General features: G+C 69.6%; 13 protein-coding genes. 8 read left to right on the top strand and 5 right to left on the bottom strand.

Annotated features, from left to right (window positions below; genetic code table 11):
* Positions 1-54: 54 nt before the first annotated feature.
* The 3 genes from AKJ13_RS17820 to AKJ13_RS17810 form a co-directional block, all read right to left on the bottom strand.
* The gene (locus tag AKJ13_RS17820; protein WP_050734557.1) at positions 55-336 is read right to left on the bottom strand and encodes a DUF2312 domain-containing protein; all 282 of its coding nucleotides are present in this window, start codon (positions 334-336) and stop codon (positions 55-57) included.
* 54 nt (positions 337-390) lie between these two features.
* The gene (locus AKJ13_RS17815; protein ID WP_050734556.1) at positions 391-1,560 is read right to left on the bottom strand and encodes an alpha/beta hydrolase; all 1,170 of its coding nucleotides are present in this window, start codon (positions 1,558-1,560) and stop codon (positions 391-393) included.
* Between the two features lie 91 nt (positions 1,561-1,651).
* Positions 1,652-3,016 carry an MFS family transporter gene (locus AKJ13_RS17810; protein ID WP_050734555.1) on the bottom strand — a complete coding sequence of 455 codons (1,365 nt, stop codon included), beginning with the start codon at positions 3,014-3,016 and terminating at the stop codon, positions 1,652-1,654.
* 240 nt (positions 3,017-3,256) lie between these two features.
* Between AKJ13_RS17810 and AKJ13_RS17805 the strand changes: the two genes are divergently transcribed.
* The 3 genes from AKJ13_RS17805 (at position 3,257) to AKJ13_RS17795 (ending at position 5,513) form a co-directional block, all read left to right on the top strand.
* Positions 3,257-4,072, top strand: a complete 816-nt coding sequence (locus AKJ13_RS17805) for a DUF1236 domain-containing protein (RefSeq protein WP_050734554.1) — start codon at positions 3,257-3,259, stop codon at positions 4,070-4,072.
* Positions 4,073-4,476: 404 nt separating this feature from the next.
* On the top strand, positions 4,477-4,917 hold the full coding sequence (locus AKJ13_RS31930; RefSeq protein ID WP_050734553.1) for a hypothetical protein: 441 nt from the start codon (positions 4,477-4,479) through the stop codon (positions 4,915-4,917).
* Positions 4,866-5,513: a HAMP domain-containing protein gene (locus AKJ13_RS17795; RefSeq protein ID WP_050734552.1), complete on the top strand. Its 648-nt coding sequence runs from the start codon at positions 4,866-4,868 to the stop codon at positions 5,511-5,513. Before AKJ13_RS31930 ends, AKJ13_RS17795 begins: the two co-directional genes overlap by 52 nt.
* Before the next feature lie 21 nt (positions 5,514-5,534).
* Here AKJ13_RS17795 and hrcA read toward each other — a convergent pair whose 3' ends face one another.
* A complete protein-coding gene (hrcA, locus tag AKJ13_RS17790) occupies positions 5,535-6,590 on the bottom strand; it encodes a heat-inducible transcriptional repressor HrcA (protein ID WP_007561975.1) in 1,056 nt (351 codons plus the stop codon).
* A gap of 167 nt (positions 6,591-6,757) precedes the next feature.
* Between hrcA and rph the strand changes: the two genes are divergently transcribed.
* From rph to hemW, 3 genes are read left to right on the top strand one after another with little or no spacing between them, the layout of a single operon-like run.
* The gene (gene rph, locus AKJ13_RS17785; RefSeq protein ID WP_007561977.1) at positions 6,758-7,471 is read left to right on the top strand and encodes a ribonuclease PH; all 714 of its coding nucleotides are present in this window, start codon (positions 6,758-6,760) and stop codon (positions 7,469-7,471) included.
* Positions 7,468-8,097, top strand: a complete 630-nt coding sequence (gene rdgB, locus AKJ13_RS17780; protein WP_050734551.1) for an RdgB/HAM1 family non-canonical purine NTP pyrophosphatase — start codon at positions 7,468-7,470, stop codon at positions 8,095-8,097. The genes rph and rdgB overlap by 4 nt, the downstream gene beginning before the upstream one ends.
* A 38-nt stretch (positions 8,098-8,135) precedes the next feature.
* Entirely contained in the window at positions 8,136-9,311 is a 1,176-nt protein-coding gene (hemW, locus tag AKJ13_RS17775) for a radical SAM family heme chaperone HemW (protein ID WP_050734550.1), read from the top strand.
* On the opposite strand, the gene AKJ13_RS17770 is transcribed toward hemW, so the two are convergent.
* Positions 9,312-10,598, bottom strand: coding sequence for a penicillin-binding protein activator (locus AKJ13_RS17770; RefSeq protein WP_050734549.1), 1,287 nt, complete (start codon positions 10,596-10,598; stop codon positions 9,312-9,314).
* 135 nt (positions 10,599-10,733) lie between these two features.
* Between AKJ13_RS17770 and rsmI the strand changes: the two genes are divergently transcribed.
* Positions 10,734-11,720 (top strand): 16S rRNA (cytidine(1402)-2'-O)-methyltransferase, encoded by a 987-nt coding sequence (rsmI, locus tag AKJ13_RS17765; protein ID WP_050734548.1) that lies wholly within the window; start codon positions 10,734-10,736, stop codon positions 11,718-11,720.
* Complete coding sequence (locus AKJ13_RS17760; RefSeq protein WP_007561987.1) at positions 11,717-12,106, top strand: YraN family protein; 390 nt, start codon at positions 11,717-11,719, stop codon at positions 12,104-12,106. Before rsmI ends, AKJ13_RS17760 begins: the two co-directional genes overlap by 4 nt.
* Positions 12,107-12,111 lie beyond the last annotated feature (5 nt).

The raw sequence follows: 12,111 nt of genomic DNA, 5'->3' as shown, positions 1-12,111 counted from the left end.
AGCCGATCCGCTGAGGGCGGGACGGCGCACGGCGCGCCGTCCCCTCCGGTCGCGTCAGGCGGCCGCCTTGATCGGGGCCGGGGCGGGCGCATCCATGGCCCGCAGGTAGACATCGAGCAGCGTCTCGTGCTCGTCGCGCTCGTCCTTGTCCTGCTTGCGGATCTTCAGGATCTCCTTGAGGATCTTGACGTCCAGGCCCTCGCCCTTGGCCTCGGCGAAGATCTCCTTCTTCGCCTCCATCAGGTCCTTGATCTCCTCCTCCAGCCGTTCCACGCGCTCGATGATCGAGCGGATGCGGTCGCCCGCGACGCCCACGGTGTCGGTCATGTCGGTCATGCAAAGCCTCGTCGTATGACGGGGCTACCCTCGCGGCAGAGGGTAAGCAGGGGGTTAAGGCCGGGGTCGGCCGGCGCCGATCCGCGTCTCGATCCACCCCACGATCGCGTCCGCCACCTGATCGCTGTTCGATTCGAGCATCATCATGTGGCCGTTGCCGTGGATGCCGTGCTCGGCCAGCGCCAGCCGGTCCGGCTTGGCGCCCGCCTGAGTGAGGAACGCCGCCGTGCAATCGTCCATGGTCGCCCGGAACGAGGCCTCCGCGGTCACGATCACCGCCGGCACCTTGGCCAGGTTCGGCAGAGCGCGGGCGGGCTCCGCCTGCAGCCAGCAGCGGATCCGGTCCGGCCCGGCCGCGTGCTCGGCCTGGACCACGGTCAGGTCCGCCGGGCCGCTCACCGGCGGCTCGAAATGCAGCGGCACCCGGGTGATGCCGTAGGGGCGAGCCCGGGCGTCGCCGACCCGCTCATACCATTCGGCGCCGCCCTTGAACTTGATGTCGAAGAAGGTCGGCCCGTTCGGCTCGACGGCGACATGCGCCTTCACGAGGTCCGGCCGCTGGTCCGAGACCGCCCAGCCGAACACGCCGGCCTGCGAATGCGTCAGGACGATCGCCGGCCCGATCTTTTCCAAGAGCGTGACCAGCGCTGGGTCGACCAGCTCCTCGCTCTTCAGGGCACTCGCGATATAGGGCACCTGCGAGCGGTAGAACTGGTCGAAGGCGGCGTTGCCGCGCAGGCCCGGACCGCCGGGCCATTGGGTATGCAGCTTCGCCTGCGGGTAGAGCGCCGACCGCTCCTGCCCAGTGAAGACCGTCTCGAGATCTTCCATTGGCAGGCGCGCATAGGGGCCGTAAATCTCGGCGTCGCCGCCCGAGCGACCTCGCCCGACCTGATCGACCACGTAGACCGCGAAGCCCTTGGCGGCGAACCGATCGGCCCAGCCTGGCCTTCCATCGGGCGTGCCGAGGAAGTTGGTCCCGGTCTGCGCCGTGCCGTGGACCATCACCACCGGATAGGGCTGCGTGATCCGCGCGGGGGCGCGGTATTCCACGAACATCTGCCCGCGGGCGGTGGTCCGATCGTTCGCAGTCTCGTAGCGGCCGCCGACGAAGAAGTAGCCGGCGGGCTGCGTCGGCTTGAACGGCCCGACCTCTTCAGCCCGGGCGAAGCCCGCCTCAAGGCAGAACAGCGTCAGCGCGCCGGCAGCGGCGGTCTTGAGCATGGTATCCTCCCGCAGACGTCTGGCGCGTCCGACGGGGGTATATCAGCGACAGAATACCAGCCGGTCCAGCCGAACCCCTGGCCCACCGGTTTCAGGCATGGGCGAAGCGGCGCTTTTTCCCGAGCGCCTCTTCCACGGTGCCGGCGCCGTCGAGATAGCCGTGCACCTTCGGGTTCGGCATGATCAGCGAGCCGACGAAGGCCACCGCCATCAGCACGGTGACGTACCAGAAGAACGTGCTCTCCATGCCGGCATCCTTGAACCACAGGGCGACGAACTCGGCGGTGCCGCCGAACATGGCGTTGGCCAGGGCGTAGGACAGGCCGACCCCCAGCGCCCGCACGTTGGTGGGGAACAGCTCGGCTTTCACGATGCCGCTGATGCCGGTGTAGAACGACACCACGGACAGGCCGAGGGTGATCAGCGCGAAGGCCAGATAGGGATCCTTGTTGGTCCCGAGCGCCGTCATCAGCGGCACCACCATGAGCGTGCCGAGCCCGCTGTAGAGCAGCATGTTCGCCTTGCGGCCGATCTTGTCGGAGAGCGCCCCGAACAGAGGCTGGATGATCATGTAGACGAACAGCACTACGGTCATCACCTGCGAGGCCGAGGTCTTCGGCATCCCGGCGGTGTTGACCAGGTATTTCTGCATGTAGGTCGTGAAGGTGTAGAAGCTCAACGAGCCGCCGGCCGTGTAAGCCAGGACCACGCAGAACGCCCGCCAATGCTTGAACAGCTCGGCGAAGGTCCCGGCATTCTCCTTGTCGCCGCCTTCCTTGGTCTCGGCGAGCGAGCGCCGGAGGTAGAGTGCCACCACGGCGAGCCCGGCGCCGATGAAGAACGGGATGCGCCAGCCCCAGGCCGACAAGTCCGCCGCGGTCATCACGGTCTGGAGCAGCACCAGGACCAGCGAGGCGAGCAGCTGGCCGCCGATTAGCGTTACGTACTGGAACGAGGCGAAGAACCCGCGCTTCCCCTTGATCGCCACCTCGCTCATGTAGGTCGCCGAGGTGCCGTACTCGCCGCCCACCGACAGGCCCTGCAGCATGCGCGCGAGCAGCAGGAGCACGGGCGCCAGCGTGCCGACATGCTCATAGGTCGGCAGGATGCCGATCAGGAGCGAGCCGAAGCACATCATCAGCACCGAGACGACCATCGAGGTCCGGCGCCCGACCCGGTCGGCGATGCGTCCGAACAGCCAGCCGCCCACCGGGCGCATGAAGAAGCCCACCGCGAAGATGCCGGCAGTCTGGAGGAGTTGGCTGGTGGAATCGCCCTTGGGGAAGAAGGCGGGCGCGAAGTAGAGCGCGAAGAACGCGTAGCAGTAGAAGTCGTACCACTCGACGAGATTGCCCGAGGACGAGCCGACGATCGCCCAGATCCGACGCTTGCGGTCGGCCGCATCGTCGGCTGCGCTCGGCGCGATACCGATCGTATCGTCCCTCAGGGCGGACATGGCGTCTCCGTCACATGACTCATCGGCCGGTAACAGCCGGCCTATTCTTCGATGGGCGCGACGTTACAGGCGACAAGCGTGATCGCAAGGCCGTGATCGGACTTTGACCGGGACAGCGCGCGTCCGTGTCATTTCCCCTCGGGGTCCATCGGGCGCCGGCACGGAACGGATTCGCCCAGGACCCCGTTGCGGCCCGGCACGCGTGCTGCGGGCACGCCAACGGCAACGGGACGACACTCCATGACACGGATCTTCAGGGACACGGTGGCAGCCGCCATCCTCATCGCCGGAGCGGCAACGGCCTTCGCGCAGGGCGGGCCAGGCGGAGGCGGCGGTCCGGCTGCCGGCGGCGGCGGTGCAGGCGGCGGTGCTGGCCCAGCGGCGGGCGGCGGCGCGGGGCCGGGCGGAGCCGGCGGCGGTGGAATGCGCGGCGGCGCCGGTGGTGCCGAGGGCGGTGGGATGCGCGGCGGCGCGGATGGCGGTGGGCGTGGCGCGGAGCCCGGCGGCCCGGCCTCCCGCGGTGCCGAAGGCCCCGGCCGTGCCGGTCCGGGTGCCGGCGATCGGAACGCACCCGGCGGTAATCCCGGTGCCGCCGAGCGGGGCGGCCGTGACGGCGGCCCGGCCGAGCAACGTGGCGGGCGTGACGAGACCGGCCCGGGCCAACGCGGCGACCGCAACGGGCGCGACGAGACCGGCCCGGGCCAGCGCGGCGATCGCGGTGCGGCAGGCGAGCGTGGCGACCGCGGTGGACGCGAAGGAGTCCGGGGTGGCCGCGGCGGCGGCTCTGCCCGCGGCGCCGTCACGCGCCTCGACACTCGCCAGCGCACCGAGTTCCGCAGTTCGATCACCCGCCTCGGCGTCTCGCCGCTGCGGGACGTGGCGTTCGGGTTGGCGGTCGGAACCGCGATCCCGCGCTCCGTCAGCCTGCACCGGCTGCCGCCGGCGATCGTCGAGATCGTGCCGGAATACGAGGGCTACGACTTCATCCTGGTGCGCGACGACATCGTGATCGTCGATCCCGACACCTACGAGATCGTCGACGTGATACCGGCGTAAGCCCCGCTGTCGTTAAAGCGCTGCGCGGAGGAAAATTTTTCCTGCGCGCAGCTGCAAGCGTGTCGAACAGGGCAAGCACAATTTAAGATAATTCAATATTTAAATAGTTTTCCAAAAAATTATTCAGTTTACAAAACTATAAGATAATTTGAAATAAAGTGATTGGCGCAACGCATATTGTAAATAAAATTGCGTCGTAGAAGTTCGGCGCGTGACGTACAGTGGAACTCGATACTCTTTCATTGCTTGGGATTGCGCCGTGTCGAAGCCGAATGAGAGATCGGCTGAAATAGAGCAAACCGCACGGCTGCGGCTCGGTTTGGCCGGGCGACGTTGCTCATCCTGGGGTCGTGTGCGCCTCTTTCGCGGCGAGCTCAGCCTATCTCTACAGGACACAATCCTCGGTGCTTCGGACGACGATCGACACCGAGATGTCGGGTCTCAGTGCCTCCGCCACGCAAAGCGTCGGCAACTGGCTGCGGGGTAAGCTCGATCTGACTCAACTGATGGCCCAGCAGGCATCGCTAGCGACCGCCGGGGCAGCGGCGAATGCCGTGATCGGTGCCCCCGCCGTCCGGGACACGTTCTATGTCAGCTATGTCGGCCGTCGGGATGGCTGCTACGATATGGTGCCGCAGGATGAGGTGCCACCCGATTGCGATCCCCGCCAACGCCCCTGGTACAAGGAGGCCGTGGCCGCAATTGGCCCGATCCTGGCCGAGCCCTACACCTTCGCCAGCCGAGGCGCCCTGGTCATCACCGCCGCGGCGACCGTACGCGATGCGGTGGCACCTTGCTGTGTGTCGGCGACGGCGACTTCGAGGCTGGCACCCTGGCCCGCATAATCGCGGGGGTCGCGACCGGCAGCAGCGGCTATGCCTATCTGGTGTCGGGAAACGGCACGGTGCTGGTCCATCCGCGCGCGGAACTGATCGGAAACGCGTTGGGGGATCTGTTCACCGGGCCGCCGCCGAAGATCGGCGGCGGCCTGAGCGAGACGCGCGAGGGCGACCGGCAGACCTTCACAATCTTTGCCCGGGTCCCCAACCTGCCGCCGTCGCTCGAATGGTATGTCGCCGTGTCGGTCAGCCGCGCCGCGTCGCTGGCGCCGATCTCGGCGTTGGCGCACGACTTGGCGGTGACCACGCTCCTGGTGCTGCTGGTGCTAAAGATTGTTGTCAGCCAGCTGATGACGATCACCGTCGCGCGTCCGCTGAACCGCTTGGTCGGCGCGCTGCAGCGCATGAGCCGAAGCGCCATCGATGCCGAGATCGCCGATGCGCGCCGCAGCGATGAGATCGGCCTGGTCGGTCGGGCGGTCGAAGGCATCGAGGCCCGGGCGGCGCATCAGGTGCTGGGCGCGGCCACCGCGCTGTCGCGGCAATCAGCGCAGCTCTCTCAGGAAGTCGCGGAATTCCTGCACACCGTACGGGCCGCCTGAGCCAGGCTCGTTCGTGAGCCGTTAGCGCGCTCCGTCGAGCAGCTTCGAGACCACCCGGGCGGTATAATCGACCATCGGCACGATGCGGGCGTAGTTCAGCCGCGTCGGGCCGATCACCCCGACGACGCCGACGATCTTCTGGGATCCGTCCCGGAACGGCGCGGCGATCAGCGAGGAGCCCGAGAGCGAGAACAGCTTGTTCTCGGACCCGATGAAGATCCGCACGCCTTCGCCGCCCTCGGCGCGGGCCAGGAGGTCGATGACGTCCTTCTGGGTCTCCAAATCGTTGAACAGCAGGCGGATCCGCTCGAGATCCTCGACGGCACGCAGGTCGTCGAGCAGATTCGCCTGCCCGCGCACGATGAGCTGCCGCGCCTCGCTCGGACCCACGGGTGTGGCAAGGCCGGCATCGACCAGGCGCTCGGTCAGCGCGTCGAGTTCCCGCTTCATCGCCTTGCGGCCGGCCTCGATCTCGGCCCGCAAAGTCCCGAGGGTGCGGCCCTGCAGCCGGGCGTTGAGGAAGTTCGTCGCCTCCTGGAGCGCGCCGGCCGGCAGGCCGGGGGGGAGGTCGACCAGCCGATTCTCCACGGAGCCATCATCCGAGACCAGCACCACCAGGGCACGGGCGGGGTCGAGGCGGACGAACTCGATATGCTTCAGGTGGACATTGGCCTTCGTGGTCAGCACGACGCCGGCCCCGCGCGAGATGCCCGACAGCATGGTCGAGGCTTCGGCCAAAGCCGAATCGAAGGTGTGGCCGGAGGCGGCGGCGCGCATCTGCGCCTCGATCCGGGCCTGCTCCTCCTGCCCGACATCGCCGACTTCCAGCATCGCATCGACGAAGAACCGCAGGCCCAGCTCGGTCGGCAGGCGGCCTGCGGAGGTGTGGGGCGCGAAGATCAGGCCGGAATGCTCCAGATCCGCCATGACGTTGCGAATCGACGCCGGCGACAGGGCCATCGGGAGGATACGCGCCAGGTTGCGCGAGCCCACCGGCTCTCCGGTCGTGAGATAGCTCTCGACGATCTGCCGGAAGATCTCGCGGGCGCGCTCGTTGAGGGCGTCGAGCGCCTGCATCGATGAGCCTTGTGGAATGGTGGGGTTCAGGTCGGTCACACGGTCATCCTGTCGTCCGATCATGTCCGCCCGGTGTCGCGGGATCAATCCATCCGGCGATGCTTGCCCGCGCCGGCCCGGCGGCCTAAGAGCCCGGCCCTTACTTCTCTCACCAGAAAGGGCCCGCGATGCGGCCTTCGAAGCGCGCCGCCGATGAACTGCGGCCCGTGACCCTCGAGCGCGCGGTCTCGCGCTATGCCGAGGGTTCGTGCCTCGTCAGCTTCGGCAACACCCGCGTGCTCTGCACCGCCTCCCTCGAGGAGCGCGGGCCGCCGTGGCTGCGCGGCTCCGGCAAGGGCTGGATCACGGCCGAGTATGCCATGCTGCCGCGCGCGACGCATGACCGGACGCGCCGGGAGATCAATTCGGGCAAGCCGTCGGGCCGCACCCAGGAGATCCAGCGCCTGATCGGCCGCTCCCTCCGGGCGGTGACGAATCTCCCCGCGATGGGCGAGCGTCAGGTGACGGTCGATTGCGACGTGATCCAGGCCGATGGCGGCACCCGCACCGCCGCGATCACCGGGGCCTGGGTCGCACTCTACGATTGTTTCGCCTGGATGCGTACCCGCTCGATCATCTCTGTCGACCCGCTACGCGATCACGTTGCCGCGGTCTCATGCGGTTTGTACAAGGGCACCCCCGTGCTCGACCTTGATTATGCCGAGGATTCGGCGGCCGAGACCGACGCCAACTTCGTGCTGACCGGCACCGGCGGCATCGTCGAGGTCCAGGGCACCGCCGAGATGGAGCCGTTCTCCGTGGATCAGCTCCTCGAATTGCTGAACCTCGCCCGCGCCGGCACCGACCGGCTGGTGGCGCTCCAGAAGGAGGCGATCGCGTGAGCCGCCGTCTCACCGGCAAGGTGGTCATCGCCACCCACAATGCGGGCAAGCTCGCCGAGATGCGCGAATTGCTGGCGCCGTTCGGGGTCGAGGCGGTCTCGGCCGGCGAACTCGGGCTGCCCGAGCCCGATGAGACCGGGACGATGTACTCCGAGAACGCCGCCATCAAGGCCCACGCGGCCGCACAGGCCACCGGGCTGCCGGCCTTCGCGGACGATTCCGGCCTGTGCGTCGACGCCCTCGACGGGGCTCCGGGGATCTTCTCCGCCCGCTGGGCAGGCCCGACCAAGGACTTTTCCGGTGCCATGGCGCGGGTTTCTTCGGAGCTGGAGCAGCGTGGGGCGACGAACCGGAGGGCGCATTTCGTCTCTGCCCTCGTGCTCGCCTGGCCGGACGGCCACACCGAGCTGTTCGAAGGCCGGGTGTTCGGGACGCTCGTTCCGCCGCGCGGCGATGCCGGCTTCGGCTACGATCCGATCTTCCAGCCGGACGGCCATGCCCGGACCTTCGGCGAGATGAGTGCCGAGGAGAAGCACGGGGTCGATTGGCAGAACGGCGAGGGGCTGTCCCACCGGGCCCGGGCCTTCGTGCTGCTGAGTCGCGCCTGCCTGGTGCCGGCTTCCTGATTGCCAAACCGGGCCGGGACGCTCACATCCCGGCGATCATGACTTCGACCGGCCCAGACCATCCGACCCGCGACGCGGGCTTCGGGATCTACCTGCACTGGCCCTTCTGCGCCGCGAAGTGCCCGTATTGCGACTTCAACAGCCACGTCCGGCACGCCGGCGTGGACCAGCCGCGCTTCCTCGACGCGTTCCGGGCCGAGATCGCCCACAACGCCGCCCGCACCCCCTGCCGCACGGTCACCAGCATCTTTCTCGGGGGCGGCACGCCCTCGCTGATGGCGCCCGCGACGGTGGCGGGCCTGCTCGACGCGGTGGCGGGGCATTGGGCGGTGGCGCCCGATGCCGAGATCACCCTGGAGGCCAACCCGTCGAGCGTGGAGGCCGGCCGTTTCCGCGGCTACCGCGCCGCCGGGGTGAACCGGGTGTCGCTCGGCGTGCAGGCCCTGGACGATGCCTCCCTGAAGAGGCTCGGGCGGCTGCACAACGCCGCCGAGGCGTTCGCTGCGATCGGCGTCGCGCAGGCGGTGTTCGACCGGACCTCGTTCGACCTGATCTATGCCCGGCCCGACCAGACCCCCGCCCTGTGGCGGGCCGAGCTGAGCGAAGCGCTCACCCGCGCCGCCGAGCACCTGTCGCTCTACCAGCTCACCATCGAGCCCGGGACGCCGTTCCACGGGCTGGCCTCCGCCGGGAAGCTGGTGACGCCAGACGACGAGACCGGCCGCGTCCTTTACGACGTGACTCAGGAGGTCTGCGGCCAGGCGGGCCTGCCGGCCTACGAGATCTCCAACCACGCCCGGCCGGGCGCCGAATCCCGACACAACCTGCTCTACTGGCGCTACGGCGAATATGCCGGCATCGGCCCGGGCGCGCATGGCCGGCTGGTCACCCCGGAGGGCCGGATCGGCACCGTGACCGAGCGCGGCCCGGAGGCGTGGCTTGCCCGGGTCGAGCGCGACGGACACGGCATCGTCGAGACCGAGACGCTGCGGGCCGCGGACCAGGCCGACGAGTTCCTCGTGATGGGCCTTCGGCTCGCCGAAGGGATCGACCCAGAGCGCTACGCCGCCCTGAAGGGCCGGCCGCTGAACGGCAACCGCATCGGCATGCTGATCGGCGACGGCCTGCTGCACCGCCTGCCCGGCGGGCGGATTGCGGCCACGCCACGCGGCGCGCCGGTGCTCAACGCCCTGGTCGCCGAACTCGCGGCCTGATCAGGTGCCGGGTTTGGCCAGGACGCGTGGGGCCGGGCTGACCAAGGTCGCGGCGTTGTTGCGGATCTCGTAGACCGCCAGCGACCGGTCGCTCAGCCCGTCCGGCCGGAACCGGAAGGTGCCGTCGGTCCCGGCGAAGCCCGACGGGTTGGTCAGCGTCGTCTCCGCAAAGCGCTGCGAGCCGTATTGCCGCGTCAGCGCCGCCGACAACATCACCGCGTCGTAGGCCAGCGAGGCGACCCGCGGCGGTACCGCGCCGAACCGGGCCTGATAGCGGCCGCTGAAGTTCGAGAAGCCGGTCCGGTCGGGCGAGGCGAACCGTCCGCCCTGCAGCGCCGGCAGCGCGAACAGCGCCGGCTCGTTCCAGAGGGCCGTGCCGATCGGCCGGACCCGGGCGGGATTGTAGCCGGCCTTGGTGAGGGACGCGGCGACCGCGGGCATGGCCTCGACCGTCTCCGGGATGAACAACGTGTCGGCGGAGGCGCCGGCCCCGGTGATCACCCGGGCCAGCCTTTCGACCGCCGGCCCCGGCGCACCGGACGGATAGCGCTCGACCGCCGCCACCCGGGCACCCTTGCGGGCGACGGCCTCGCGAAATTCCGCCTCGACCGCGTTGCCGTAGGCCGTCTCCGGAATCAGGGCCGCGAAGGAGCGGCGGCCGGCGGCCACGGAATCGTCGACGATCCGGTCGACCTCCGGCTGCGGCAGGAAGCTCAGGAGATAGACGCCCCGGGCCGCCACGGAGGCGTCCGTCGAGAAGCCGATCACCGGCTTGCCCGCAGCCTTGGCAGGCACGGCGGCGGCCTGGACGTTGGCGGCGAAGACGGGGCCGAGCACGAGGTCGGCACCCTGCTTCAGCGCCTCCTGGGTCGCGTCCCGGGCACCGTCGGCGCTGCCGTGATCGTCCTCGACCAGAATCGTCAGGTCGGGCGGCTGCGACTCGTCGTAGGCGAGTTGCGCCGCGTTGCGCATCGCGCTGCCGACCGCCACGCCCGTGCCGGTAAGCGGCAGGACCAGCGCGACCTTCACGGCGCCGGCGCCGATGCGGTTGCCCCCGGCCGCGGCCGGGGTAAGCGGAGCGCCGGCCGATGCGGCCGACAGGACGGGCGCGCCGCCGAGCGGCACCTCGGCCGGCGGCGACAGCTCCGCCCGGGCCGGAGCGCCGCGGCGGGCCGCATGCCCGTCCCCGAATCCGCCGACGCAGCCGCTGAGTGCGAGGGCGCTGACGGCAGCGGTCAGGGCGGCGACACGCGCGAGACGGGTCCGCCCACACTTCGGACGCACCATGGCGCGGGCTCCTTCGGGCATGTCCGGCCAACCTGACCGGGCCGTTTTCAAATGTAAACGCGGCGCTGCCGGTTTGCCCCAGGTCTCGACGTGCCGCCGCGACGCGGGGCGTGGAGTGTGGCAAGATCGCCCGCGATGACACGTCGATTCGATGACCCGGGGCCCGCGATCTCAACCAAACCCACCGCCACGCCCTCTGCGCAGAAGCCCGGCGCGGACCGGCCGCGGAACACCACCTTCACGGCCTTCGGGCTGGCCAGCGAGACCGAGCCTCTATCGCCCGGGCTGCACATCGTGGCGACGCCGATCGGCAACCTGCGCGACATAACCATCCGGGCTCTCGCCACCCTGGCGGCGGCCGACGCGGTGCTGGCTGAGGATACGCGCGTCACCCGGACGCTGCTGGCCCATTACGGCATCACGACGCCGCTGCTCGCCTATCACGAGCACTCGAACGACACCGTCCGCGACCGGATGGTGGCGCGGCTCCGGGCCGGCGAGGCTTTGGCCCTGGTTTCGGATGCCGGCACGCCGCTTGTCTCCGATCCCGGCTACAAGCTGGTCCAGGCCGTGATCGAGGCGGGAATTGCGATTACCCCCGTTCCCGGGCCGTCCGCGGTCATGACCGCGCTGGTGGCGGCGGGCCTGCCCACCGACCGGTTCTTTTTCGAGGGTTTCCTGCCGCAGAAGGCCGGCGCCCGGCGCAACCGCCTCGAAGCCCTCACCCAGGTCCCGGGTACGCTGGTCCTGTTCGAGTCGCCCCACCGTCTGCCCGAGATGCTGGCGGATGCCGCCGCGGTGCTCGGCGCCGACCGTCCGGCCGCCGTCACCCGCGAGCTGACCAAGTTCTACGAGACGATCCGCCGGGACACGCTGGGCTCCCTGAGCGAGCGCTTCGGCCAGGAGGGCGCGCCGAAGGGAGAGATCGTCGTCATCATCGGCGCCGCGACCCGTCCGGACCGCCCGGTCGAGGGGGATGCCGCCCTCGACGGGTTGATCCGCGCCGCGATGGAGCGGCACTCGATCAAGGATGCGGCGAGCCTCGTCGCGGACGAAACCGGGCAGCCGCGCCGGGCCATCTACACCCGGGCGCTGGCGCTGGCCCGGGACAGCCAGGGGTGAACGAGACCGTGCCGGATCAAGCCCTGAGGCGGCGCGCCGCCCATCTGCGCGGACACCGGGCCGAGTGGCTGGCGATGGCGGCCCTCCTGCTGAAGGGCTACTGGCCGATTGGGCGCCGGGTGAGCTTTGCCGGGGGAGAGATCGACCTGATCGTCCGCCGTCCACGCACCATCGTGTTCGTCGAGGTAAAGGCGCGGTCCAGCCTGGACGAGGCTCGCGTCGCGATCGATGCAGCCAAGAGGCGGCGCTTCTCGCGCGCCGTGCGGGCCTGGATCGGCCGCAATCCCTGGTGCGCGGGGATGACCCTGCGGGCGGACGCGGTCTTCGTCGGCCCTGGCGAATGGCCCGCCCATTTACCCGACGTCTTCACCATCGAGGGCTTGTAGGAGAG

Source organism: Methylobacterium sp. ARG-1 (assembly GCF_001262595.1).
Lineage (GTDB): Bacteria > Pseudomonadota > Alphaproteobacteria > Rhizobiales > Beijerinckiaceae > Methylobacterium > Methylobacterium brachiatum.
The sequence above is the reverse complement of the archived record's forward strand: the minus strand, read 5'-3'. Positions and strand labels throughout refer to the sequence as shown.

What these genes read in the sequence shown, in the direction of transcription:
- rph (WP_007561977.1), top strand. Translation starts at nt 6,758, where the DNA reads ATGCGGCCTTCGAAGCGCGCCGCCGATGAACTGCGGCCCGTGACCCTC.
- rsmI (WP_050734548.1), top strand. Translation starts at nt 10,734, where the DNA reads ATGACACGTCGATTCGATGACCCGGGGCCCGCGATCTCAACCAAACCC.
- AKJ13_RS17810 (WP_050734555.1), bottom strand. Translation starts at nt 3,016, where the DNA reads ATGTCCGCCCTGAGGGACGATACGATCGGTATCGCGCCGAGCGCAGCC.
- AKJ13_RS17815 (WP_050734556.1), bottom strand. Translation starts at nt 1,560, where the DNA reads ATGCTCAAGACCGCCGCTGCCGGCGCGCTGACGCTGTTCTGCCTTGAG.
- hrcA (WP_007561975.1), bottom strand. Translation starts at nt 6,590, where the DNA reads ATGCAGGCGCTCGACGCCCTCAACGAGCGCGCCCGCGAGATCTTCCGG.
- AKJ13_RS17805 (WP_050734554.1), top strand. Translation starts at nt 3,257, where the DNA reads ATGACACGGATCTTCAGGGACACGGTGGCAGCCGCCATCCTCATCGCC.
- AKJ13_RS17770 (WP_050734549.1), bottom strand. Translation starts at nt 10,598, where the DNA reads ATGGTGCGTCCGAAGTGTGGGCGGACCCGTCTCGCGCGTGTCGCCGCC.
- hemW (WP_050734550.1), top strand. Translation starts at nt 8,136, where the DNA reads ATGACTTCGACCGGCCCAGACCATCCGACCCGCGACGCGGGCTTCGGG.
- AKJ13_RS17820 (WP_050734557.1), bottom strand. Translation starts at nt 336, where the DNA reads ATGACCGACATGACCGACACCGTGGGCGTCGCGGGCGACCGCATCCGC.